Genomic DNA, 23,729 nt, shown 5'->3' on the forward strand with positions numbered 1-23,729 from the left:
AAATTACGCAGATTGTTTAAGTTTTAATTGTTCAATTTCTTCAAGAGCAGTACGCCATGTGCTATCTTTTTCTAAATAACCACGAAGAATAGCTGAAAATGCGTAATGAGATTTGAGTCGATGTTTAATATCATCTGCTTTTTTAATTTTCTCTGCTTCTTGCCAGTTATCTAGTTCTCTAAAGAATTCTCTTCTTAAAGCTAGAAAGTCATTATGAACTTCGAAAATTTTTTCTCTTAAATCTTCTTTGCTTACTTCTTGGATACCGCTATTTGCATTATTAAAGCATTTAGATATTAGTTCCTTAGCTGTCTCAGTTTTAGCATGATATACATGATCATTTGGACAGGCATTAATTACTTCAATGTCTTCATCAGGCATTCTGTAATAGACTTTTATCCATTCCTCGACTAAGTGATCTTGATTACAACAATCGAGCATATCATCATAATATTTATTTTTAATAGAATTACACCTTGAACAAGCATAATAGAGATTGTTCCAATCAAGTTTTAAGCTTTCATCATCTAGATGTGGAATAAAATGTTCAACATTCAAATTTGGGAAATGTTTTTGTTCACATATATAACATTTCGCATGAAAATCTTTTTTTAACTGCCTAACAACAGCAGGATCTTTATAGTCTTTAGTAGTCCAGTCTGTTGGTCTAGGAGATTTGGATACTTTAAACATCTAAATCCTCCAACTGATTATGATCTGCAAGTAGATTGATGGCCTGCAAATAAAGATTTTTTAACTTTTTGTCTAATAGACCATTTCTTTCTAATCGAATTAGACCTTTGACAATAGATCTTATATTATCATAGTTAATTGACCTTTCATTTAAAAGGTCTTTTAGGGTTTCAATAGACTCATTTATGTCTGAACTAATAGGGTTTACGTGGAATAACCCTTTGATAACTGCTTCATAAGAATATCTACTCAAATCCTCTTCAAAAAATTCACCACTAGAAATATCATAAACTACAGTATCATTATTTGTTGAAGTGATCACGAAAGGAGAATGCGTGCTTACAATAAATTGAACTTCAGGAAATGATTTGGTAAGAAATGGTAAGATTTTCTTCTGAAGTGAAATATGTAAATGAGCATCAATTTCGTCAATTAGAACTACCCCATTTAGTTCATTAGGCAGAATATTTAAAAGTCTAGACCTCATTAATAAATCACTATAAATATCAAATATTGCTGTAAAGCCTGAAGACAAAGATTGGAATGTAAATTCGCGATGAGACTGCATTAGACTAAATTTTCTTGTTTTATAATCAAATTTTAATTTAGTTGATTCATCTTCAAATAAAAATTTTAAATCCTCATCAAATTTTTGGAACCAAGAATCAATTTGATCTGCATGTTGATTGTCATTCTCTTCAGATAAAGCAAGAGATTTTTCAATTCTAATATTTAATAAATATTGTTCTAGAAATTGTCCTAATTTAGAGGAATATTCATGCTTTGCACTATTAATATATTGATTTAAATCTGTAGTATTTGTAGAGGGTGTAATTTGAGATTGTCTATGGGCGGGGAAAAAATTAAATGTAACCTTTGATGCTTGTATGTTTTGGTTTAAGTTTCCTATTCCATTCACAGCTAAACTAATATTTTCTTGATTATGAGTAGAACCTATTTCATTAATAAGATAATCAATATCATATATAGGTGAGTGTGCATGTAAATAATTGGGGTTACTATTTTGTAGAAAAGTTTTATATTCTAAAATTATATTTTTTAATTCTGTCGCTTTTTTAATAAATTCTTCAGTTTCTTGAGGATTATAAGAATCGGATTTACCTAATAATTCCTCTAGAAAATTTAAAATATTTAAGGAGTTTATATTGTTTTTTAAATTTTCTATGTGATTTTTATAATAAAAATTATTTTCTAAATCAGATGTTTCTGATTTTAGAATATTTATAATATTAACTTTCTGCATGTAATGATGCTGAAAAATATGGGGGATATCATGAATAAGTTTACTTAAAACTGTATTATTTAATTGATTTAGGAATCTGGTTTTACCTACACCATTTTTCCCCGTTAAAATTAAATTTCGCCCTTTTAACTCAATATTTACATTGTGGTTTAAAAAATCTAATTTTGCATTAATACTTTGAATATATTTCATTTTGATAATATAAAAGGCTGAATAATCAGCCTTTTATACACAAATTGGATTAAATTAACAACACCTTAAAGCGCAGCAATTTGCTCCATATTCGCTTTAACTTTCTCTAACTGAGCAGCAAACTCAGCAAGCTTCGCTTTTTCACCTTCAACAACAGCCGCTGGTGCTTTAGATACAAAGCCTTCGTTTGCAAGTTTGCCCGCGATTTGGTCGTGTTGCTTTTGGATTTTATCCAAGTCTTTTTGCAAACGAGCAAGCTCAGCTTTAGGATCAATTAAGCCTTTCATTGGTACAAATACCGATGCATGACTTACAACACTAGAGCAAGACAAAGGTGGCTCTTGGTCTTTATTCAAGAACTCAATGCTTTCAACTTTAGCCAATGCTTTGAACAATGCTTCAATACGAATGATTTGTTCACGTTCAGCGTCAGAAGTGTTTTGAAGTAATACTGGCAATAAGCGCGCATTACCTAAGCCTAACTCACCACGAATGTTACGTACTGCACCAATCAAACCTTGAAGCCATTGCATATCTGCTTCAGCTTGTTCATTGATTTTTGCTTGCTCAGGAATAGGGTATTGAGCAGTCATAATTGTTGGGCCGCCTTGACCAAGCATTGGTGCAAGAGTCTGCCAGATTTCTTCTGTCAAATACGGCATTAACGGATGAGCCAAACGTAATGAAGCTTCCATCACAGCAAGTAATACACGGCGTACTTCAGCTTTACGCTCTTCTGAAACTTCTGAATCGTTTAGAACTGGTTTAGTTAACTCAACGTACCAGTCACAGTATTCATTCCAAATAAAGTCGTAAATCGCTTGAGCAGCAAGGTCTAAACGATATGTTGCAAACGCTTGATGTACAGCAGCTTCAGCTTTTTGTAGACGGCTGATGATCCATTGTTCTGGAAGTTCCCATAGATCAGGGCGAGCTTGTTGACCAACAGTTTGACCTTCAACATTCATGAGAACGAAACGAGTCGCGTTCCAGATTTTGTTACAGAAGTTACGGTAGCCTTCAACACGTTTTAAGTCGAACTTGATGTCACGACCAGTGTTTGCAAGCGCACAGAACGTGAAACGAACTGCATCAGTACCGTAAGCATTAATACCTTCTGGGAACTCTTTGCGTGTTGATTTTTCAATCTTCGCAGCATCTTTCGGATTCATGAGGCCAGTTGTACGTTTCGCAACTAAGCTTTCTAAATCAATACCGTCAATCAAGTCTAATGGGTCAAGTACGTTACCTTTAGACTTCGACATTTTTTGACCTTCACCATCACGTACCAAGCCGTGAACGTAAACAGTCTTAAATGGAACTTGAGATGAACCATCTTCATTTTTCATGAAGTGCAGGGTCATCATGATCATGCGGGCAACCCAGAAGAAAATGATGTCAAAACCAGTCACCAACACATCTGTTGGGTGGAAAGTTTTTAAGAAATCATTTGCTGCGTCTTTTTGTGCGTCGCCAGTCCAACCTAAAGTTGAGAATGTCCAAAGTGCAGATGAGAACCATGTATCAAGAACGTCTTCGTCTTGTTTAAGTTCAACGTCAGCCGCGATGTTGTTTTTCGCACGTATTTCTTCTTCGTTACGGCCAACATAGATGTTGCCATTTGCATCGTACCAAGCTGGAATACGGTGCCCCCACCAAAGCTGACGTGAAATACACCAGTCTTGAATGTCACGCATCCACGCCATGTACATGTTGCTGTACTGCTCTGGAACAAACTTAATACGGCCATCTTGAACTGCTTCAATTGCAGGCTCAGCAAGAGGTGCAATTTTTACGTACCATTGGTCAGTAAGTAATGGCTCAATGATCACGCCTGAACGGTCGCCGCGTGGCGCTTTTAAGTCATATGGTTGGATTTGATCTAACCAGCCTTCAGCTTCAGCTTGGGCAACTAGTTTTTTACGTGCTTCAAAACGCTCTAAACCAGCATATTCCGCAGGTGCAGTAATGGTTTTAGAAATCTGTTCGCCAGCTTTTGCAATATATTCAAACTCACCTAAAACTTCGGCGTTTTTGTTGAAGATATTAATGATTGGCAAGCTATTACGTTTACCTAGGTCATAGTCATTGAAGTCATGAGCAGGGGTAATTTTTACACAGCCAGTACCGAAGTCTTTCTCAACGTAGTCGTCGGCAACGATTGGAATTAAACGACCCGTAATTGGCAATACGATGTTTTTACCAACAAGGTGTGCATAACGCTCATCTTCAGGGTGAACAGCAACTGCCGTATCACCAAGTAAAGTTTCAGGACGAGTTGTTGCAACAACTAAATAGTCTTTGCCGTCTTGAGTTTTAACTGATTTGTCTTCAAAGAAATATTTAAAGTGCCAAAGTGAGCCTTTTTCTTCTTTGCTTTCTACTTCAAGGTCAGAAAGTGCTGTTTGCAGTTTAGGGTCCCAGTTTACTAGGCGCTTACCGCGGTAAATTAAACCGTCTTCGTGCAAACGAACGAATACTTCTTTAACTGCGTTTGATAAACCTTCGTCCATCGTGAAGCGTTCACGTGACCAGTCTACCGAAGAACCTAAGCGACGAATTTGTTTAGTGATTGTGCCGCCAGATTGTTCTTTCCATTCCCAAACTTTTTCGATGAACTTTTCACGGCCTAAGTCATGACGAGTTACGCCTTGTAGGCCAAGTTGACGCTCAACAACCATTTGAGTTGCAATACCAGCATGGTCTGTACCCGGTTGCCACAAAGTGTTTTTACCCATCATGCGGTTATAACGGGTGAGGGCATCCATAATGGCATTGTTAAAGCCATGGCCCATGTGCAAACTACCAGTGACGTTTGGTGGTGGAATCATGATACAGAATGATTCACCGTGACCAGAAGGTTTGAAGTAACCTTGTTCTTCCCACGTTTTGTACCACTTCTTTTCGATCTCGGTTGGATCGTATGTGGTTGCAATATTTTGAGCGGTTTGAGCGTCAGTCATAGTAGCTTAGATCGAATATGCATAAAAAATTGCATCTATTGTAGCAAAAAAATGCCTCGAAATTAATGTGCTGAAAACAGATAAACGGTTTTGTATTTTTTTCAAAAAACGGTAGATTTATGAAAGATGGATCACAATTTAATCGTGTGGCGACACGGCACAAAAATTACAAAAGAATTGAAAAAGGATGCTGCTGATGAGTTATGAAGTTTTTTTGAAAATTTCCGATTCGACTTATACCCAATTCGAGGCTATTCGGCAAAAACTACATGATGGAGTAAGTCAAAGTCAGGCAAAAGTTTTGGGGGATGTATTGTCTGACCTTTCTTGTGAAATTATTGAGCAGGTTTTTTCTGTGCTTTTACAGTCAGGAAATGCAAGCATGTCTCCAAAACAACAAGCTGAGTCTGAAAAAGTTATTCAGCAAGTTTTAGAGACTTTTCGAAAATACATGCCTTGGTCGGTTTCATTCTTTGGAAATGAACGTCTCTTACCCTTAGTTGACTACATGACATCTCTCATGAAAGAGCAAGGGCAGCAAGTTTATATTACCTATCCGGTCACGCTTCAACTCGTGCAACAAGCCGAAACTCTTACCCAGCAAATTCGTGACGGTAATATGCAAAGCATTACGGCTGCATTTGAAACGCTCATACAAATTGTGGATTTAGGCGTAACAAGCCTAGTACGTGAGCCTAAAAAGCGTTTAAAATTTAATTTGGTTGTCGATAAAACTCTTAACGGAGTCATCAACATGACGACGCATTTGGGCTATAAACGTTTGGAAAAGTTAGGGACACAGGTCGATCAGACCACAGCAACTCATTATATCAATCACTTTTTGGCCTTCATGCATCAAGCAGCATAATTTAAAAAGATAATAGGAACATCACATGGCCAAACTTGATACTTTGCAAAATAAAGTGGTATGGATTACGGGAGCATCTTCTGGTCTGGGTAAGGCCTTAGCCGGTGAGTTGGCTTTGCAAGGGGCCGAAGTGATTTTAACCTCACGTCGTTTTGAAGAATTAGAAGAAGTTCGGGTTGGTTTATTAAATCCCGATCATCATTTGTCTGTCGTTGCAGATATTACTGATGAAAAGCAGGTTCAAGAGGCTTACAAGCAGATTTTAAAGGCGAAAGGCCGCATTGACTGGCTCATCAATAATGCAGGTTTAAGCCAACGCGCTTTAATTAAAGATACGACAATGGCAACCGAACGCGCCATTATGGAAGTCGATTATTTCTCACAAGTCGCGTTAACCAAAACCGTATTACCGACCATGCTAAAACAAAAGTCTGGCCGAGTTGTATTTGTGTCGAGTGTAGCGGGTTTACTAGGCACACAGTACCGTGCAAGCTACTCGGCTGCTAAAGCAGCGATTCACATGTGGGCAAATAGTTTACGTGCTGAGGTCTCAGATCAAGGTGTTGAAGTTTCAGTTATTTTCCCTGGTTTTGTAAAAACTAATGTTTCTTTTAATGCACTCAATGGTGCAGGGGAACCTCAAGGCCACCAAGACGAAGCAATTGAAAATGGTTTAGAGGCAGATGTTTTTGCAGAGCAGGCTGTAAAAGCGTTAGTACAGGGTCAAGAATATATTGTTGTGGGTGGGGCCAAAGAAAAACTAGGTGTAATGGTTTCTCGGATGTCACCAAAACTTCTTTATAAAATGATTCGGAAAACAAAAGTAAAATAAAAAAGTGATTTTGCCGTGCTAAATTGGTGAAAAACCCGCATAGAAGGTTCACCATGGATCAGGATTATCACCGTATTTTAGAAGTCGTCACGCGTTTTCAATTGGTCTTTGATCAGAAAAATTGGGACGCTTTTGATGAGTTGTTGGCAGATCAACTTGAGGTGGACTATTTCCAATTTAGAAGAGAGCCTTTATGTGTCGTGTCTTGTCATGAATATAAAGGTTCTCGGCAGCAAGCCTTGTCCCATTTGCGACTACAGCACAATTTGAGTAATCCTCTTATTCGGATTGAACAAGGTCAAGCATGGCTAGAATGTAATTATCAAATTTATCGTTTTTCAGAAAATGATTATTTTCATTCTTTTGGTCGTTATTATTTTACTTTGGCGAAACAACAAGACCGTTGGAAAATTACCCGAATTTGCCAACATTTAACTAAAAATATTGGCAATCCACGTATTCATTTTTCTGAGGTTGGGCAGTATTAATCTTTAACTGCTGTTCCATAAGCAAAAACTTCGACCATTCCGCCTTGCATTCCGAGTTCGGTTGTACTCAGCCGAACTCCCATAATATGGTTAGCTCCTGCGGTATGGGCTTGTTGTTTTAAGCGAACAATGGCTTCACGGCGAGCACGCTCAACAATACTTTCATAACTGGTCAGTCTTCCGCCCAAAACGTTTTTTATAGATGCCAATACATATTTAAAGTAATCATGAGAAATCACAACATTACTGCTAATAAAGTGGCCTAGTTGATCACTCGTTGCAAAACGATTGGTATCAATTCTGATATGGGCAAATTGTTGCTCTTTTTCTAGAAGTTCATTCAAATGTTTTCGTTCAATATGGCGGCCAAAAGCCCAACCAATACTGAAAAGAATGAGAAAAATAACAAGCTGAAAAATAAGATTGTCCATTTTCTACCTATGTATTAAATGGATCGGGTAGATGAGGTGCTTGAGGCTGCACAACCACTGCTGTGCCATATACGAATAACTCAGAAGCACCTTGGGCAATATTTGAAGTTGAAAAGCGAATACCCACAATTGCATTCGCACCAAGTTGCTGGGCTTTTACAATCATACGTTGCATGGCTTCTTGGCGAGATTCTTCTAATAATTCGGTATAACCCGTAAGTTCACCACCCACGATATTTTTTAAACTTGCCATCAAGTCACGGCCAACATGTTTACTACGCACAGTACTTCCGTAAACAACATCCAGCTGCTTTAAAATTTGGTGGCCTGGAACACTTTCTAAATTACTCAATAACATTGTTTTTTATCAATCTAAATTCTTAAGGTTTCAAGATAAAAAATATTCAGATGAGTTGCAATAAAAAAGCCCACCGAAGTGAGCTTTTGTGAATAAGTTATTTAAAACTTATTGCTTTTTAAGTTCAGCACTAGATGGTTGATTAACCACTGTATCTGAAGTATTTGCTTTTAAACCACCACCTAGAGTTTTGTATAACTCGATTTGGTTGTTTAAGTTTGCTTGTTGAAGTAATAACAAACCTTGTTCTGCTGAATAAGATGAACGCTGTGCATCAAGAACCGTCAAGTAACTATCAATACCAGCACGGAAGCGGGCATTTGAAAGTGTGTAGTTACGGTTAGTTGCTTCTACTAGACGTTGTTGAGCTGTTAAACGCTCACCAATGTTGGCACGAGTTGCAAGTGCGTCATTAACTTCGCGGAACGCAGACTGAACTGATTTTTCATAATCAGACAATGCAATTTTCTGATCAGTTTCAGAAATTTTTACATTGGCACGACGAGTGCCCCAGTCAAAGATTGGTAAGTCTAAGCTTGGTCCAATTGACCATACAAAACCACCTGACTTAAATAGATCACTTAAGTCAGTTGATGCATAACCTGCAGAACCCGTTAAGCTAATGGTTGGGAATAAACGTGCTTTTGCAGCACCGATATTCGCACCGGCAGCGCTTAAGTTATATTCAGCAGCTTTTACATCTGGACGGTTGTTAAGTAAGTCGCTTGGTAAACCCGCTGTAAATACATTTTGTTGCGTAATGCGTTTTACAGGTTGGGTTGGCAACAAGTTTTGTGGAACTGATTGACCAACTAACAAGTTCAACAAGTTTTGTGCTTGAGCAATCTGTGTTTTGTAGTTTGCTACATCATTACGCGCAGTTTCTACAGAAATCTGTGCCTGACGTAGTGGAACTTCACTGTCGATGCCCACATCAAAACGTTTTTTGTTGAGATTGTAAGAATCTTGCTGTGCTTTAAGTGTTTGCTCTGCAAGTCTTAAGTTGGCAGTTGCGAAAGAATAGTTCAACCATGCTTGAGCCACTTGACTGATTAGACTGATTTGAGTCGAATCACGTGCGCTTTGTGTTGAAAGATAACTATCTAACGCAGCATCTTTTAAGCTACGTACGCGGCCCCAAAAATCAAGCTCATAGGCAGTTACACCCAGACCTACTTGATAAGTAGAGTAGGGGTTATTCGGATCACGGCTTTGAGAAACCTGACGAATTGCACTACCACTTGCTCCGATTGTTGGAAGCTGGTTGTTCTGTGTAATTCGATATTGCTGTTGAGCACGTTCGATATTGAGCGTTGCTGTACGTAAGTCGCGGTTGTTGGCAAGTGCCAAATCAATCACTCCGAGCAAACGAGGGTCAGCAAAGAACTGTTTGTAACCCTGTTCAGCAATAGACGTACCAGAAGCGCTATATGCATAGCTTTGTGGAATATCGGTTTTCACGACTGGTTCTGGGCCGCGCATGCTTTGACAAGCTGCCAAAGCAAGCGCAAGTGCAGATACCGCAATGCTACGACCTGAAATAGACCATACGTTTTGCATCACGATTTATGCTCCTGAGTGTTTATGGTTTTTGGTTTGTACTTAAAGATACTACGAATCCACACATAGAATACAGGGATAAAGAAGATACCTAAGAACGTTGCACTGAGTACGCCACCGAGTACACCGTAACCAACAGAGTGCTGACTTCCAGCACCTGCACCTGTTGAAAGGGCAAGCGGAAGTACACCGAAACCGAAGGCAAGGGTAGTCATGATAATTGGGCGTAAACGCATTTTTGCAGCATGTAAAGTTGCATCAATGAGGTCTTCACCTTTTTCCTGCAGCTCTTTTGCGAACTCAACAATCAAGATCGCATTTTTTGCAGAAAGACCGATTACCGCGATCATCGCTACCTGGAAGTAAATGTTATTTGAGAGATTTGGATCTCCTTTAATAATCATACCCAAGTAAGTTAATACGATTGCACCAATAATACCGAGTGGTACTACAAGTAAAACCGAGAACGGAATAGACCAGCTTTCATACAATGCAGCCAAGCAAAGGAAAACGATTAACAATGAAAGCGCATATAAGAATGGGGCTTGAGCACCAGACTCACGTTCTTCAAGTGATAAACCTGTCCATTCATAGTCGAAACCTTGTAAGCCCATAGATGGTAACTTAGCAATAATTTCTTCCATTGCTTTCATCGAGTCACCAGAGCTCACGCCAGGTGCAGGTGTACCTTGAATGTTAACCGATGACACGCCGTTATAACGTTCAAGACGTGGAGAACCATATGTCCATTCGCCAGTAGCAAATGCAGAGAACGGTACCATTTCGCCTTTGTTATTACGTACATACCACTTGTTTAAGTCTTCAGGCATCATACGACTATTCGAATCACCTTGAACATAAACTTTTTTCACACGACCACGGTCAACGAAATCGTTAATGTATGAGCCACCCCATGCAATACGCATCGTATTGTTAATGTCGGCAATGCTAACGCCCATGGCACCAGCTTGAGCCTGATCTACATTAATTTGATACTGAGGTGTATCTTCTTGTCCATTAGGACGTACCCCTACAAGACGTTTATCTTGTGAAGCCAAACCTAAAATTGCATTACGTGCGGCAATAAGTTTCTCATGACCTTGACCACTTGAATCTTTAAGCTGCAAGTTAAAACCGGCTGTTACACCAAGTTCAGGCATTGCAGGAAGCTGTAATGGCATGATGTAAGATGCATCTTTAACGATCATATTCAATGCCATACCACGCTGAATCAAGGCGCCAATTTGAGATTCTGGTGAAGTACGTTCACTCCAGTCTTTCAATTTAACGAAGCCAATACCAGCATTTTGACCAACACCTGTGAATGAGAAACCTGAAACCGTGAAAATAGATTGCACAGTATCTTTTTCATTCATGAAGAAGTTTGTCATGGTGTCAATCACTTTACCTGTACGGTCAAGCGTTGCATTTGGCGGTAATTGAACAAGGGTCATTACCACACCCTGATCTTCTTCTGGTAAGAATGAAGATGGGAGTTTCTGGAACAAGAACACTAATAAAGCAATAACTACAGCGTAAAGTACGCCAGAGAAGATTTTGCCCTTAAGCATGCGGCTAACACCATTTTGGTAGCTATGCGACATACGGTCAAAACCATTGTTAAAGCCTCTAAAGAAACGAGCAAAAATATTATTGCTTGGTGCTTTGTTAGGATCATGCTGTTTTAAAATGGTCGCACAAAGTGCCGGTGTAAATGTTAATGCAACAATTAACGATAGAACCATTGCTGTTACAAGGGTAATCGAGAATTGACGGTAAATTACACCAGTGGTACCACCAAAGAATGCCATTGGTACGAATACAGCTGTTAATACGCTCGTGATACCAATTAACGCGCCAGAAATCTGTTGCATTGATCGTGACGTCGCCGTGACTGGATCGGTATGCTCCTCACTCATAACACGTTCGACGTTTTCCACTACAACGATGGCGTCATCGACTAAAAGACCAATTGCCAATACCATGGCGAACATGGTTAAGGTGTTAATTGAAAAGCCAAAGATATTAATAACAGCGAATGTACCCAATACAACAACAGGTACAGCAAGTGTTGGAATAATCGTTGCACGCCAGTTCTGCAAGAACAAGAACATGACAATGAATACCAAAATTACTGCTTCAATTAATGTGTGTACGACACTTTCAATTGAAAGACGAATAAATGGGGTCGTGTCATAAGCCAGTTTGTCTTCAAGACCCGCTGGATAGTTCTTGCGTAGTTCAGATAAACGTTGCTCAACTGCTTCTGCTGTATCAAGTGCGTTGGCACCAGTTGCAATTTTAATTGCAAGACCACCAGCAGGTTTACCATTAAACTTCGAATCGAACTGGTAGTTATCAGAACCTAACTCTACACGTGCAACATCTTTTAAACGAACCTCAGCACCAGATGCTGTGTTCTTTAAGAAGATATTTTTAAACTGTTCAGGTGTTTGCAACAAACTTTGAGCATTCACTGTTGCGTTAAGCACTTGACCTTGTACCGCTGGTGCACCACCTAACTGACCTACAGCAACTTGTGAGTTTTGCGCTTGTAAAGCTGTCGCAATATCACTAGGAGTAAGCTGATAACTGGTTAACTTAGCTGGATCAAGCCAAATACGCATCGCGTATGAACCACCAAAGACTGTTACCTCACCCACACCAGCAACACGGCTCAGTGGTTCTTTAATTGATGAGTTTACATAGTCTTTAATGTCTGAGTCAGAAAGGCTGTTATCTGGCGAGTAAAATGCAATAACTTGCAAGAAGCTTGCACCAGATTTAGTTACTGTTACACCTTGACGTTGTACATCTTCAGGTAAAAGTGCAGTTGCAGATTGCAGTTTGTTTTGAACCTGAACCTGTGCAATATCCGGATCAATACCTTGTTGAAAGTTTAATTCAATAGAGGCCTGACCGTTACCAGCACTGTTAGAAGAGATATAACGTAAACCATCTAGACCATTCATTTGTTGTTCAATGATCTGGGTTACAGTGTTTTCAACAGTCTCAGCCGATGCACCAGGGTAAGTTGCAGCAATTGTAACTGTCGGTGGTGCAATCGTCGGATACTGTGCAATAGGCATTTTTGTTAGCGTGAGAATACCCGCCAACATAATGACTAATGCAATCACCCACGCAAAAATGGGGCGATGAATAAAAAATTGTGCCATTCAATCTACCCCTTATGCATTAGATGCTTTCTGTTCTGCTTGAGGTTTACCTGATTGAGCCGGTTTTGTCGCATTTGGAGCTGCACCTTGTGGATTCGCTGGTTGAGCTTGGTAAGGTTTTGCTGAAACTTCTTGCCCTTCTTTCACTTTGGCAACACCATCAACAATCACTTTATCACCAGCTTTAAGACCGTTAGTCACAATCCAGTTTTGTCCTTGAACACCAGAGGTTTCAACAGGACGACTCTCAACAGCACCTTTGGCATTAACAAGCATTGCTACAGCTTGACCTGTAGGTAAACGTGTAATTGCAGCTTGAGGAATCAGGTAAGCATTAGGAACTACACCTTGAACAATCTGTGCAGTGGTATACATGCCTGGAAGTAACAGATGATTCGGATTCGAGAATACGGCACGTAGAGTAATCGTTCCTGTATCCTGATTCACAGAAGCATCAGAGAAAGCAAGTTGTCCTTCGATTGGGTAAGTTGAACCGTCTTCGAGCTTCAATTTTACTTTCGTGTTGTTACTATTGTTTAAACTACCTTTGCTAAGTTGTTGACGTAAACGTAATAACTCGGCACTAGACTGGTTAATGTCAACATAGATTGGATCTAACTGTTGAATCGTCACTAAAGGATCAGTTTGGTTTGCAGTGACTAAAGCACCTGCTGTTACAGAAGAACGTCCAGACTGACCAGAAATTGGTGAGCGAATTGTAGAGTAGCCAAGATCAACATTTGCATTCGTTACTTGAGCTTTTGCTGCAGAAACTTGTGCTTCGGCAACATTAACCTGACCAAGTAAGTCGTCATATTCTTGTTTAGACACAGCATTACTCGAAACAAGCTGTTTATAACGGTTTAACTTAGTACGTAGTGAAGCTAGATTTGCCTGTTGTTGTAAAAGGGTAGCCTTTGCATTTTCAAGCGTTGCACGGTTAGTTCGAGAATCGAGCTCATAAAGAGCTTGTCCTTCACGAACATAACTTCCTTCAGCAAACAAGCGCTTTAAAATCACACCACTTGTTTGAGGACGAACTTCAGAAATTTGATATGCTGAAGTACGGCCGGAAAGTTCAACGCTTTGTTCAACACTTTGTGGTTGAGCAACAATAACACCTACTTCTGCAGGCGGCATTTTCTGAGCAGCAGCAGCTTGCTGTTTCTCATCGGAGCCTTTGCTACAACCAACAAGTGCGATACTTGTTGCTAATGCGCAAGCAGTAAGGGCAGGAGCCCAAAGCTTAGCCGACATCATTGTTCCACCTCGTTTAGATAAAATCTAAAAATATATTTGTTTTCTACTTAACCTACTTTGTGTTTGTAATAACCAGAGCCAAAGCAGTGCAATCCAAATAAAACCTATGCCCCAACCGGCGAGTACATCTGTTGGAAAATGAACTCCAGCATATATTCTTGAAAGCCCCATACAGATAAACCAAAGACAGGAAATCAAAATGATATAAGGAGAGTTAGTGTTGGGCTTATGGCATAACATTATCATTGCCATACAAGCCAGTGTTGATGCATAAACACTATGTGCACTTGGGAACGATGCACCATAACTTTCGACAATATGATACGCCAGTGGAGGTCTTGGACGGTCAACACACCACTTGAGCAGCCAACCCGTGATGATACTGCCAAGAACACCCACGCTAATGAAAATAACAGTAATATATTTTTTATACCATGCTTGATATAGACATACCAGAAAGGATAAAAAACATACAAAAGGCATACCGCCTATACGTGCTAAAAAGATTGCAATAGAGTTAAGATAATCTGAACGATTTTCACTCAATATTTGAACGGTGAGAAGATCCAAAGATTGAAGTCTTGGCACAAAAAGACCAAGAATACCTAATCCTAAAAAAATACAACCAATAAAAAGCAATATATAGGGCATGTATATACCTTTGCTTATTCAAGCAGTGTCCACTACTGAAAGCCGTTAAAAGTGTACTTGCCAGTACACTTTTTTTCAAGCCTGATAGATCATCGTAAATTCATTTTGAAAATTTTTTAACATTTGGAAAAACAATCACAACAAAATTGACGAAACTCACATTCTGTGTACAAAGCAAATTATTAGTGATCCGATTTTTTCCCGTGATTTGTCGGTGTATTTTCTTCAAGTTCTAATGGTTGTTTAGGTGGCCAGAAAAAATCGCTTGGGCGAGTTAGAAAATGAGTCATGACCAATTTGGCTAAAGGTTTCCATTGTTCAAAGCGAACTCGACGGGCCCGTAGTGCTACAATAATCGTTAATGTAAAACTCACAAATAAGTTGGTGAGACCAATACATAGCACACCGAGAAACGACACGATAATTAGACCGATATCTGGGCTGCCGTTAATAGTCATTAAACCTTGAATAAAGTTAGCTGATGCAAAGGCAATATGACGAATATCTAAAGGTAGACCTAGGATGAAGCCTATGGTTCCCATACTTCCTAACATAATACCGAATAAGAAGTTACCGGCTAACGCACCTAAATTACGTTCAATATATTCAGCAAAACGGTTAAGGCGATCTTGTCCAAACCAGCTAGCTAACCGGCGATGTGCTCTTAGACGCGGGCCGACTTTTCGGTAAACAGCCATGTTGTCAAAGTATCCTGCAATGAGACCTGACAAAAACAGACATACTCCAGCAATTGCCGCATGTGGAACTGCTAGTGAAGTAAAGGGATTTAGGCTGTGTAGGAGGTAAGTTGCTTTAGTATGGGTTAATAATGGTTCATCAAGGTAAAACTGCCAAGCAAAAGTAATGAGTGCAGCAGTAGGAATCGCAATTGAAATATTACCCAAAATAGCAATAAATTGCGTTCGGATAATATTAATAATAAGCGCCGCTAACTCCGCAATTTGAGCCGTTTTAGAGCCTTTACGTTGCTGTACTGTTGCAGCAAGAGCTGCCGCCGTCATAGCGGGTTGCTTGGTCGCAACTGTAAAATGCAGAACATGAATCAGAATGAAACCTAGCGAATAGTTCATACTGAACGTAAAGGCTTGCATGAGCGGGGCCATTGTCATTCTTGCAGCAAGAATTTTTAAAGATGCCATAAAGGCAATAATGACACCTGCACCAGCGGCAGCTTTATACATTCCCCAGAAGCCTTTGGTATCTGTACTTACGTAATGCTCACCTGTTCGGCTAGCATTTTCTGTTACCTGAAAGGCAATGAGTTCACTAGTCGTACTGAGTAATGAGCGAACACTTTTTTCGCTGTAATGTGCCTTGGTTAAATCGGAAATAAGATGTCCTAAAGAAACATATTTTCCTTTAGTGTTATCTACGACCAGATAAAGTAATAACTCAATTCGATCAAGACATTGTTCAAGTAATGATAGTAAGTAAGTCAAACTTAAGCTGACACCAATTCTTTTGGTCGCACGGCGAATTTTTAAAACGACATCTCGGCACTGTTCCAACATAACAAATGCTTGTGATGCATCGGGCGGGGAAATAACTGCAATTTCATGTTCAGAAATTTCTTGTTTTTTATATTTTTCAATAAACTCAATAATTTCACGGTTCTGAACTAAAAATGGCGACTCATATTCTGTTAATTCTGGCTGAGCGTTAATAAATTCGGGATAAAGACCAATTCCACTAATTCGATAGGATAGGACTGTAATGGCTTTAATCATTTCACTTTGAATGACTAACTTCTCTTCGACATTACTCTGGCTTTGCCCAATAAGACTAAATAAATTTGCCCAATCTTCATCATCAATATTATTGAGCCAGATTTTGTCACTCTCTAGATAGAAAATTTTTCCAATTAATATTTTGAGTTGGCTGGAGTCTTCGATTAATGGTAAAAAATGTGCTCCGAGTCTTTGCCCAAGCTGGTTCCAGAAACCATCTAAAGACAAGATTCCGCTATCGGCATATAAACTAACTTGTTTATAGCGATTAATTAAACGTAATAAAAAAGTTTGTAGTAAGAAGGGCGCTGTAGGTGTGCGCAAAAGACTTTCAATTAAAGCCTGTATTTTTTCCTTAATTTCATCCGTATCTTGTGGGTTGGATGGGCGGACGGCATTGACGAGTTCAATAAGTAGATTTTCATCAATGACAGCTTGAGGATCCTCAAGCTGCTTCTCTATTTTTAAAAAATGATCTGAAAAATTTATATGCATAGGCAAAATAATATCTATTGTATTCGATGTAACGCAAGCTGAGTTAAGTTAATCAAAGCCTGACGATACGGTGTATCGGGTAGGTTTGATAAAGCTTGCAGTGCTGCTTCTGTTTCTTCTTGGGCACGTTGGTTGCAATAATCTAAAGCACCAGACTTCTGTACAATTTCGATGACCTGAGATAGTTGGTCTACTCCACCAGTTGCGATACTGCGACGAATAATCGCATGCTCTTCACCTGTTGAGCGTGCTAATGCAGAAATTAACGGTAAAGTTGGCTTACCTTCCATTAAATCATCACCAATATTTTTACCTAATGTTTCAGCATCAGAGGTGTAGTCTAAAATATCATCAATAATTTGGAATGCATTACCAAAATGACCGGCAAACAATCTTAATGGCTCACGGTACGCTTCTTGCCCCGCCAAAATAGCAGCACCTTCTGTAGCCAGCTCAAACAGGCGAGACGTTTTACCATGAATAATTTTTAAATAAGTTTCTTCAGTTGTATCTGGTTGATGCTGCGACTGAAGTTGTAATACTTCACCTTCAGCAATTTCACATGTACCTGTTGAAAAGTCTTTCAATAAAGTCATGTTGTTTAAATCGACCAGTAAATCGAAAGCACGAGCAATCAGGAAGTCACCGACTAAAACGGCTGTCTGATTGTTCCATGTTGCATTTGCTGTAGGACGACCACGACGAAGGCCAGATTCATCTACCACATCATCATGGACTAGTGTCGCAGTATGCAGCATTTCAATGATTGCAGCTAAACGCTGTGCATTTGCCATGTTATCTAAACCACAAGCACGTGCTGCAAGTAAACACATGATTGGGCGCATACGTTTTCCGCCAGCTTCAACTACATGTTTGCTGACAGACATGACTAAACCGACTTTTGAGCTAATTCCTTCATTAATCAAGTGATCCATCGCAGCAAAGTCTGAGGCAACAGGCGCAAGAATGTCTTGCTTGAAATCGATGACCATATGAAGAAAAACCCCGTATTGGTAGATAAGTGGCGTTAGTGTATCAATTAAAGATGTGTTGCATAGGTTAACAAGTGGCTGATATTAATCATTTCTATTGTCTTTTAGCGTTCTTTGTTCTTTATTTAAGCAAAATACGATATTTCCGGCAAAACAATAAATTTAATGACATCAGCATTAATACAACTTGTTCTTGACGCAATTTGTGTCTGGAACTGTATTTTAATTTTCATTCAGAATCAATGAAAACTGCTAAATTCGAGTTCAAGCTGTTTGATTTTGTAAGAATAGGGGAACATGCTTTATTGATATATAGAAAATACTTGTCGTTTGATCAAATTTCACTTAAAATCTGTCGCCTTGTATAACCCCAGTGGCGTTCGTTTTAAGATCGATATATCCCTTTATCGACACGACGACACGGGCTGATTGGAGTACATTATGTACGCAGTAATCCAAAGCGGTGGTAAACAGCACCGTGTAGTTGAGGGTGAAACCCTTAAAGTTGAATTATTGAAAGCTGAATCTGGTGCGACTATTACATTTGATGATGTATTAATGGTTGTAAACGGTGACAACATTCAAATCGGTGCTCCAGTTGTAGCTGGCGCTAAAGTAACTGCAGAAGTGATTGGTCATGGTCGTCACGACAAAATCCGCATTATCAAAATGCGTCGTCGTAAACACTACCGTAAACAACAAGGTCACCGTCAATGGTTCACTGAGTTGAAAATTACTGGTATTTCAGGCTAATCACGAGGAGTAAGAGACATGGCAACTAAAAAAGCCGGTGGATCGACGAAGAACGGTCGTGATTCAAACCCAAAAATGTTAGGTGTTAAAGTTTACGGCGGTCAAGCTGTAACTGCTGGTAACATCATCGTTCGTCAACGTGGTACAGAGTTCCACGCTGGTGCAAATGTTGGTATGGGCCGTGACCATACTTTATTTGCTACTGCTGACGGCGTAGTAAAATTCGAAGTGAAAGGTCAATTTGGCCGTCGCTACGTAAAAGTTGAAACTGTATAAGTTTTAGCTCGAAAAAAGCCCACATTTTGTGGGCTTTTTTTATGGCATTTATTTTTATTCATCTTCATCATGATGAATGAAATTCTACAAACAACATGAATAACATAACAAAATATCTTATTTTCTCAATGATTAGCACAGAGTTTGTCGGTTAATATGAGTCTTGAATTAAGAGCTTACTCAGTTTCGTAACTTTATAACTTTGAAAGAGAGTAAGTTGTCTTACAGCAACTAAAAAGGTGATGACATGAATATGCTTCGTAAAACTATGTGTGCTATTACACTTAGCGCGTCAGTGCTTGCTCCTGTAATGAGTACTACAGTGTTTGCTGCGCCTGTAGCAGCACCGGAGCAACAGGCAATTGGGAACCTGGTTAATCAGTTATCAGGTTTACAGCGTTTGACTGCCGACTTTGAACAAACAACTAAAGCCAATACAAAAACTGTGGCACAGAAAAAGAGTTTAAGTGCACAGCATATGAACCAGACATTTAAAGGTTCAATGAAAGTTGAACGTCCGGGGAAATTTTATTGGGAAACAGTAAGTCCTGCTAAACAAACAATTGTAACGAGCGGAAAAACAGTTTGGATCTATGATCCAGATTTACAACAAGCGGTCCGCCAAAGCTTAGATGATCAGGTTGCAGATACACCAGCATTATTACTCTCTGGTAATACCAACCAAATCATGAAGTCTTATCGTGTAACACAACCCGATAAATCTAAACTTTATTTCACATTATTCCCTAAAAAAGAAGATGGGGCATTCCAAAGCTTAACGATTAGCTTCGGAGCAAATAAAGCGCCTACACTTATGGTATTACAAGACTCATTAGGTCAAACCACCTATGTACGCTTTAAGAACGTTAAAGTAAATGCTTCAATTCCGGCATCAGTCTTTAACTTTACGCCGCCAAAAGGTACAGATGTTATTGACCAATAATTAAAGCCTCTTCAAAAAAGCTACCTTCACGGTAGCTTTTTTATATAAGAGAGACAGATACATTTTTTAACCCCGTCTTATTCTTACGCTTTGTATAGTGTTATAGGTAAATTCATGGGGATTATTATGCGACTTTACGATAAGAAAATTATTTGTATTCTTCCATTAATGGCTGCAATGGCAATTGTGACTGGTTGTCAACCAAAGTCGGCAGCCAAAGAAGAGCAGGCTGCTTCGACTGCAAAAGTTAAAGAAACGAAAGAGGCTGGTGTTCCTGTAATTCAAGCAAAAGTAATCCCAGTAAAATTGCCAAAATCAAAAGTTTGCTTAGAAGATGGTTGTACTGAGTATGACTTTCAAACGGTACAAACCAATCAGAAGTGGATTAATGATTACTTCACCAATCGTATAAAGAAAGCAGATCCGAACGCTTTTGCAAATCTGGCAGATCAACCAGTCGAAGTACCTGAAGGCGAGCCTCGTTCGAGCCAAAGTGCAATTTATGTTCGCTATTTAGGACAAAATTATAATCTTGCAACTTTTGCATTCCAGACCTATTCCTATTCTGCAGGTGCTGCACATGGCATGTCTCATCAAGAATTTGTAAATTTTGATTTGTTAAATAAAAAGCACATTACTGTTGAAGAGCTTATTAAGCCAGATGTTGAAAAACAGTTGGTTGATGCACTTTTTGAAGCAAATACCAACTGGCTTCAAGAGCACAATATTACTCGTGAAAAACTGCAATTAAGCGATAATTTCTACTATGGTGCTAATGGCATTGTATTTGTCTATCCAATTTATGAGCTAGCTTCATATGCAGAGGGAATGTCTGAATTAACCCTGCCGTATTTTGAGGCGAATAAGTTCATTAAACCTGAGTACTTACCAAGTGTGCCAAACTATAACTTGTAAAACTAGTGATCTATTCTAACAATTGTGTGAAAGCTATTCGTTATGAAGATGATCACTATATTTTTTAGTGTTAAGGCCTTACACTATAGCCAGTTTTTTACCCATATTATGATTGATTATGATCGACCCTAAGTTACTCAGAAATAATATTGAAGCCGTTAATGCGGCTTTGGCAAAACGCGGTGTTCAATTAGATGTTCAAGAATGGGCTTCTTTAGAAACTCGCCGTAAAGATTTGCAATCAAAAACTGAAAAATTGCAGGCAGAACGTAATGCCGGTGCAAAACAAGTGGGTCAGATTAAAAAATCCGGTGGTGATGCTTCTGAAATCATGGCGCGTATGCAAGCCATTGGTGACGAAATCAAAGCTGCTGAAGTTGCTTTGTCAGAGTTACAAAACGAGATTGAACAAAAAGCGCTGAGTATTCCTAACTTACCAGATGAGTCTGTTCCTGCTGGTAAAGATGAAGATGATAACGTTGAAATCTCAAAATGGGGTACACCTCGTCAGTTTGATTTTGAAATCAAAGATCATACTGATTTAGGTGAGTGGATGGGTGGTTTAGAGTTTGAAACCGCTACTAAATTGACTGGTTCACGTTTTAGCGTATTGAAAGGTTCTTTAGCACGCCTACAACGTGCATTAACACAGTTCATGCTTGATACCCATACTTTAAAGAATGGCTATACAGAAGCTTACGTGCCTTATTTGGTCAATGCTGATTCACTTCGTGGTACTGGTCAGTTGCCAAAATTTGAAGAAGATTTATTCAAACTTCAAGGTGAAAAAGAATATTACCTCATCCCTACAGCAGAAGTTCCAGTTACTAACTTCGTTCGCGATGAGATTATTGATACCGAACGTTTGCCTTTAAAATATGCAGCGCATACGCCATGTTTCCGTAGTGAAGCTGGTTCTTATGGACGTGATACCCGTGGTTTAATTCGTCAGCACCAATTTGATAAAGTTGAGATGGTGCAAATCGTTAAACCTGAAACATCTATGCAAGCACTTGAAGAGCTTACTGCACATGCTGAGGGCATTTTGCAGGCACTAGGTTTGCCATACCGCAAAATTCTGCTTTGTGGTGGTGACATGGGCTTCGGTGCAACTAAGACTTACGACTTAGAAGTTTGGGTTCCAAGCCAAAATACTTATCGTGAAATCTCTAGTTGCTCTAATATGGGTGATTTTCAGGCACGCCGCATGAAAGCACGCTACAGAATGGATCAAAAGAAGACCGAATTGGTGCACACACTAAATGGTTCAGGTCTGGCAGTTGGACGTACTTTGCTTGCTGTAATGGAAAATTACCAACGTGAAGACGGTTCTATCGAGATTCCAGAAGTATTACGCCCATATATGGGTGGTGCAACGTTTATTGACTAAGCTTTGCATCTAAATTGTGCACGGTTTTTGCTTAACCCAAATCAGATGATTAATGTAGAGGTTTAAGGTGGATATTTTTCCAATCTCTTTAAAGTTGCAACAGCAACATTGTCTGATTGTGGGTGGTGGGCATATTGCATTGCGCAAAGCAAACCTTTTAGCCAAGGCGGGAGCAGTAATCGATATTATTGCTCCCGCAATTGAAGAGCAGCTTTTACAGTTAGTCAAAACGACAGGCGGAGAGTATTTTGCCGAGTCCTTTGCTGAAAAAATATTAAATACACCATATCGATTAGTGATTGCTGCAACTAATGATGCGCAAGTGAATAAAGCTGTTTTTGAACAATGTGAAGCGCGTAATTTATTGGTCAATAGTGTTGATGATATTCCACATTGTCGCTTTATGGTTCCAGCTATTATTGATCGTTCTCCGTTAATTATTTCTGTCGCTTCAAATGGTGCATCACCAGTTTTATCAAGACAACTTCGTACTCAAATAGAAACAATTGTTCCGCATGGCATGGGTAAGTTGGCTGAGTTTTCTGGTCAGTGGCGTAAGAAGGTAAAAGAAAAAATTCCCAATCCAGATGAGCGTCGGATTTTTTGGGAAAACCTCTATGCTAGCCCATTGAAAGAACAAGTTTTCAATGACAATTTAGAAGTTGCAAATGGTTTGATTCAGCAAGCCTTAACAGAATGGACTGCACCTAAAGGTGAAGTTTATTTGGTAGGCGCTGGGCCGGGTGATCCAGAGTTACTGACACTAAAAGCATTACGTCTTATGCAGCAAGCTGATGTTGTGATTTATGATCGTCTTGTTTCTGCACCCATTTTAGAACTTTGCCGTCGTGATGCGACCAAAATTTATGTGGGTAAAGCGCGTTCGAATCACTCTGTTCCCCAAGATGGCATCAATGCTTTACTGGTTGAATATGCTCAAAAAGGAAAGCGTGTTTGTCGTCTAAAAGGTGGTGATCCGTTTATCTTTGGGCGTGGTGGTGAAGAAATTCAAGAGCTCGTTGAGGCGAATGTCACTTTCCAAGTTGTACCAGGCATAACAGCAGCATCAGGCTGTTCAGCTTATGCGGGCATCCCATTAACACATCGTGATTATGCACAAAGTGTTCGTTTCTTGACTGGGCATTTAAAGGAAGGTTCACCTGAACTTCCTTGGAATGAGTTGGTTTATGAAAATCAAACTTTGGTTTTATATATGGGGCTAGTTGGTTTAGAACGCATTTGTGAGCAACTTATTGCTCATGGCCAACGTGCTGATATGCCGGTAGCTTTAATCTCTAAGGGAACCACACCAGACCAGAAAGTTGTAGTTGGAACATTAGCTGATATCGCAACAAAAGTGTCTGAACATCATATCGTAGCACCAACTTTAACCATTATTGGTGAAGTGGTGAATTTACGTGAACAGTTAAAATGGCAATAAGTTCATTTGAGTTTATTGCTGGTTATTAAAGTCGAGAAAA

The 23,729-nt window shown here is 39.3% G+C and carries 20 protein-coding genes; 9 read left to right on the forward strand and 11 right to left on the reverse strand.

The annotated features are described in order from the left end of the window. Window positions 1–3 precede the first annotated feature (3 nt). From ACYU0V_RS03815 to ACYU0V_RS03825, 3 genes are all read right to left on the reverse strand, one after another. Complete coding sequence (locus ACYU0V_RS03815) at window positions 4–693, reverse strand: HNH endonuclease (protein ID WP_461849122.1); 690 nt, start codon at window positions 691–693, stop codon at window positions 4–6. Continuing rightward, window positions 686–2,149, reverse strand: a complete 1,464-nt coding sequence (locus ACYU0V_RS03820; RefSeq protein WP_461849123.1) for an AAA family ATPase — start codon at window positions 2,147–2,149, stop codon at window positions 686–688. Before ACYU0V_RS03820 ends, ACYU0V_RS03815 begins: the two co-directional genes overlap by 8 nt. A 65-nt stretch (window positions 2,150–2,214) precedes the next feature. Further along, window positions 2,215–5,112 carry a valine--tRNA ligase gene (locus tag ACYU0V_RS03825; RefSeq protein WP_461849125.1) on the reverse strand — a complete coding sequence of 966 codons (2,898 nt, stop codon included), beginning with the start codon at window positions 5,110–5,112 and terminating at the stop codon, window positions 2,215–2,217. Between the two features lie 196 nt (window positions 5,113–5,308). Between ACYU0V_RS03825 and ACYU0V_RS03830 the strand changes: the two genes are divergently transcribed. From ACYU0V_RS03830 to ACYU0V_RS03840, 3 genes are read left to right on the forward strand one after another with little or no spacing between them, the layout of a single operon-like run. After that, window positions 5,309–5,980 carry a hypothetical protein gene (locus ACYU0V_RS03830; protein ID WP_002116504.1) on the forward strand — a complete coding sequence of 224 codons (672 nt, stop codon included), beginning with the start codon at window positions 5,309–5,311 and terminating at the stop codon, window positions 5,978–5,980. Window positions 5,981–6,005: 25 nt separating this feature from the next. Further along, entirely contained in the window at window positions 6,006–6,812 is an 807-nt protein-coding gene (locus ACYU0V_RS03835; protein WP_461849126.1) for an SDR family NAD(P)-dependent oxidoreductase, read from the forward strand. A 53-nt stretch (window positions 6,813–6,865) separates the two neighbouring features. Continuing rightward, window positions 6,866–7,300 carry a nuclear transport factor 2 family protein gene (locus ACYU0V_RS03840; protein WP_461849128.1) on the forward strand — a complete coding sequence of 145 codons (435 nt, stop codon included), beginning with the start codon at window positions 6,866–6,868 and terminating at the stop codon, window positions 7,298–7,300. Here the strand turns inward: ACYU0V_RS03840 and ACYU0V_RS03845 are convergent. The 8 genes from ACYU0V_RS03845 to sdsA all read right to left on the reverse strand — a co-directional run bounded on the left by ACYU0V_RS03845 (window position 7,297) and on the right by sdsA (window position 17,971). Beyond that, window positions 7,297–7,731 (reverse strand): YbjQ family protein, encoded by a 435-nt coding sequence (locus ACYU0V_RS03845; protein WP_016143192.1) that lies wholly within the window; start codon window positions 7,729–7,731, stop codon window positions 7,297–7,299. The genes ACYU0V_RS03840 and ACYU0V_RS03845 overlap by 4 nt on opposite strands. Window positions 7,732–7,738: 7 nt before the next feature. After that, window positions 7,739–8,089, reverse strand: a complete 351-nt coding sequence (locus ACYU0V_RS03850; RefSeq protein ID WP_416660578.1) for a YbjQ family protein — start codon at window positions 8,087–8,089, stop codon at window positions 7,739–7,741. A gap of 108 nt (window positions 8,090–8,197) precedes the next feature. Further along, window positions 8,198–9,649 (reverse strand): multidrug efflux RND transporter outer membrane channel subunit AdeK, encoded by a 1,452-nt coding sequence (adeK, locus tag ACYU0V_RS03855; RefSeq protein ID WP_002116015.1) that lies wholly within the window; start codon window positions 9,647–9,649, stop codon window positions 8,198–8,200. Then, complete coding sequence (gene adeJ, locus ACYU0V_RS03860) at window positions 9,649–12,825, reverse strand: multidrug efflux RND transporter permease subunit AdeJ (RefSeq protein WP_086265311.1); 3,177 nt, start codon at window positions 12,823–12,825, stop codon at window positions 9,649–9,651. Before adeJ ends, adeK begins: the two co-directional genes overlap by 1 nt. Before the next feature lie 12 nt (window positions 12,826–12,837). Then, a complete protein-coding gene (gene adeI / locus ACYU0V_RS03865; protein WP_002116482.1) occupies window positions 12,838–14,085 on the reverse strand; it encodes a multidrug efflux RND transporter periplasmic adaptor subunit AdeI in 1,248 nt (415 codons plus the stop codon). Window positions 14,086–14,109: 24 nt separating this feature from the next. Then, window positions 14,110–14,736, reverse strand: coding sequence for a phosphatase PAP2 family protein (locus ACYU0V_RS03870; RefSeq protein WP_086265312.1), 627 nt, complete (start codon window positions 14,734–14,736; stop codon window positions 14,110–14,112). Between the two features lie 182 nt (window positions 14,737–14,918). Further along, window positions 14,919–16,979, reverse strand: coding sequence for a site-specific recombinase (locus ACYU0V_RS03875; protein WP_461849129.1), 2,061 nt, complete (start codon window positions 16,977–16,979; stop codon window positions 14,919–14,921). A gap of 14 nt (window positions 16,980–16,993) precedes the next feature. After that, window positions 16,994–17,971 (reverse strand): All-trans-nonaprenyl-diphosphate synthase, encoded by a 978-nt coding sequence (gene sdsA, locus ACYU0V_RS03880; RefSeq protein ID WP_002116233.1) that lies wholly within the window; start codon window positions 17,969–17,971, stop codon window positions 16,994–16,996. A gap of 441 nt (window positions 17,972–18,412) precedes the next feature. Between sdsA and rplU the strand changes: the two genes are divergently transcribed. From rplU to cysG, 6 genes are all read left to right on the forward strand, one after another. Beyond that, window positions 18,413–18,724: a 50S ribosomal protein L21 gene (gene rplU / locus ACYU0V_RS03885; protein ID WP_000271409.1), complete on the forward strand. Its 312-nt coding sequence runs from the start codon at window positions 18,413–18,415 to the stop codon at window positions 18,722–18,724. An 18-nt stretch (window positions 18,725–18,742) separates the two neighbouring features. Further along, window positions 18,743–19,000, forward strand: a complete 258-nt coding sequence (rpmA, locus tag ACYU0V_RS03890) for a 50S ribosomal protein L27 (RefSeq protein ID WP_002116037.1) — start codon at window positions 18,743–18,745, stop codon at window positions 18,998–19,000. 247 nt (window positions 19,001–19,247) lie between these two features. Beyond that, a complete protein-coding gene (lolA, locus tag ACYU0V_RS03895) occupies window positions 19,248–19,943 on the forward strand; it encodes an outer membrane lipoprotein periplasmic chaperone LolA (RefSeq protein ID WP_004789378.1) in 696 nt (231 codons plus the stop codon). 114 nt (window positions 19,944–20,057) lie between these two features. Next, window positions 20,058–20,858 carry an RsiV family protein gene (locus tag ACYU0V_RS03900; protein WP_141315993.1) on the forward strand — a complete coding sequence of 267 codons (801 nt, stop codon included), beginning with the start codon at window positions 20,058–20,060 and terminating at the stop codon, window positions 20,856–20,858. Window positions 20,859–20,976: 118 nt separating this feature from the next. After that, on the forward strand, window positions 20,977–22,248 hold the full coding sequence (gene serS, locus ACYU0V_RS03905; RefSeq protein WP_005072887.1) for a serine--tRNA ligase: 1,272 nt from the start codon (window positions 20,977–20,979) through the stop codon (window positions 22,246–22,248). Between the two features lie 67 nt (window positions 22,249–22,315). Then, the gene (cysG, locus tag ACYU0V_RS03910; protein ID WP_206224171.1) at window positions 22,316–23,689 is read left to right on the forward strand and encodes a siroheme synthase CysG; all 1,374 of its coding nucleotides are present in this window, start codon (window positions 22,316–22,318) and stop codon (window positions 23,687–23,689) included. The last annotated feature ends 40 nt before the right edge of the window (window positions 23,690–23,729 follow it).

This window comes from Acinetobacter sp. X9 (genome assembly GCF_054889255.1).

Coding starts and splice junctions, on each gene's coding strand:
- ACYU0V_RS03870 (WP_086265312.1), bottom strand. CDS start 14,736: ATGCCCTATATATTGCTTTTTATTGGTTGTATTTTTTTAGGATTAGGT.
- ACYU0V_RS03845 (WP_016143192.1), bottom strand. CDS start 7,731: ATGGACAATCTTATTTTTCAGCTTGTTATTTTTCTCATTCTTTTCAGT.
- adeJ (WP_086265311.1), bottom strand. CDS start 12,825: ATGGCACAATTTTTTATTCATCGCCCCATTTTTGCGTGGGTGATTGCA.
- adeI (WP_002116482.1), bottom strand. CDS start 14,085: ATGATGTCGGCTAAGCTTTGGGCTCCTGCCCTTACTGCTTGCGCATTA.
- lolA (WP_004789378.1), top strand. CDS start 19,248: ATGAATATGCTTCGTAAAACTATGTGTGCTATTACACTTAGCGCGTCA.
- rpmA (WP_002116037.1), top strand. CDS start 18,743: ATGGCAACTAAAAAAGCCGGTGGATCGACGAAGAACGGTCGTGATTCA.
- ACYU0V_RS03825 (WP_461849125.1), bottom strand. CDS start 5,112: ATGACTGACGCTCAAACCGCTCAAAATATTGCAACCACATACGATCCA.
- ACYU0V_RS03820 (WP_461849123.1), bottom strand. CDS start 2,149: ATGAAATATATTCAAAGTATTAATGCAAAATTAGATTTTTTAAACCAC.
- ACYU0V_RS03835 (WP_461849126.1), top strand. CDS start 6,006: ATGGCCAAACTTGATACTTTGCAAAATAAAGTGGTATGGATTACGGGA.
- ACYU0V_RS03900 (WP_141315993.1), top strand. CDS start 20,058: ATGGGGATTATTATGCGACTTTACGATAAGAAAATTATTTGTATTCTT.
- rplU (WP_000271409.1), top strand. CDS start 18,413: ATGTACGCAGTAATCCAAAGCGGTGGTAAACAGCACCGTGTAGTTGAG.
- ACYU0V_RS03815 (WP_461849122.1), bottom strand. CDS start 693: ATGTTTAAAGTATCCAAATCTCCTAGACCAACAGACTGGACTACTAAA.
- ACYU0V_RS03840 (WP_461849128.1), top strand. CDS start 6,866: ATGGATCAGGATTATCACCGTATTTTAGAAGTCGTCACGCGTTTTCAA.
- sdsA (WP_002116233.1), bottom strand. CDS start 17,971: ATGGTCATCGATTTCAAGCAAGACATTCTTGCGCCTGTTGCCTCAGAC.
- ACYU0V_RS03875 (WP_461849129.1), bottom strand. CDS start 16,979: ATGCATATAAATTTTTCAGATCATTTTTTAAAAATAGAGAAGCAGCTT.
- adeK (WP_002116015.1), bottom strand. CDS start 9,649: ATGCAAAACGTATGGTCTATTTCAGGTCGTAGCATTGCGGTATCTGCA.
- ACYU0V_RS03830 (WP_002116504.1), top strand. CDS start 5,309: ATGAGTTATGAAGTTTTTTTGAAAATTTCCGATTCGACTTATACCCAA.
- serS (WP_005072887.1), top strand. CDS start 20,977: ATGATCGACCCTAAGTTACTCAGAAATAATATTGAAGCCGTTAATGCG.
- ACYU0V_RS03850 (WP_416660578.1), bottom strand. CDS start 8,089: ATGTTATTGAGTAATTTAGAAAGTGTTCCAGGCCACCAAATTTTAAAG.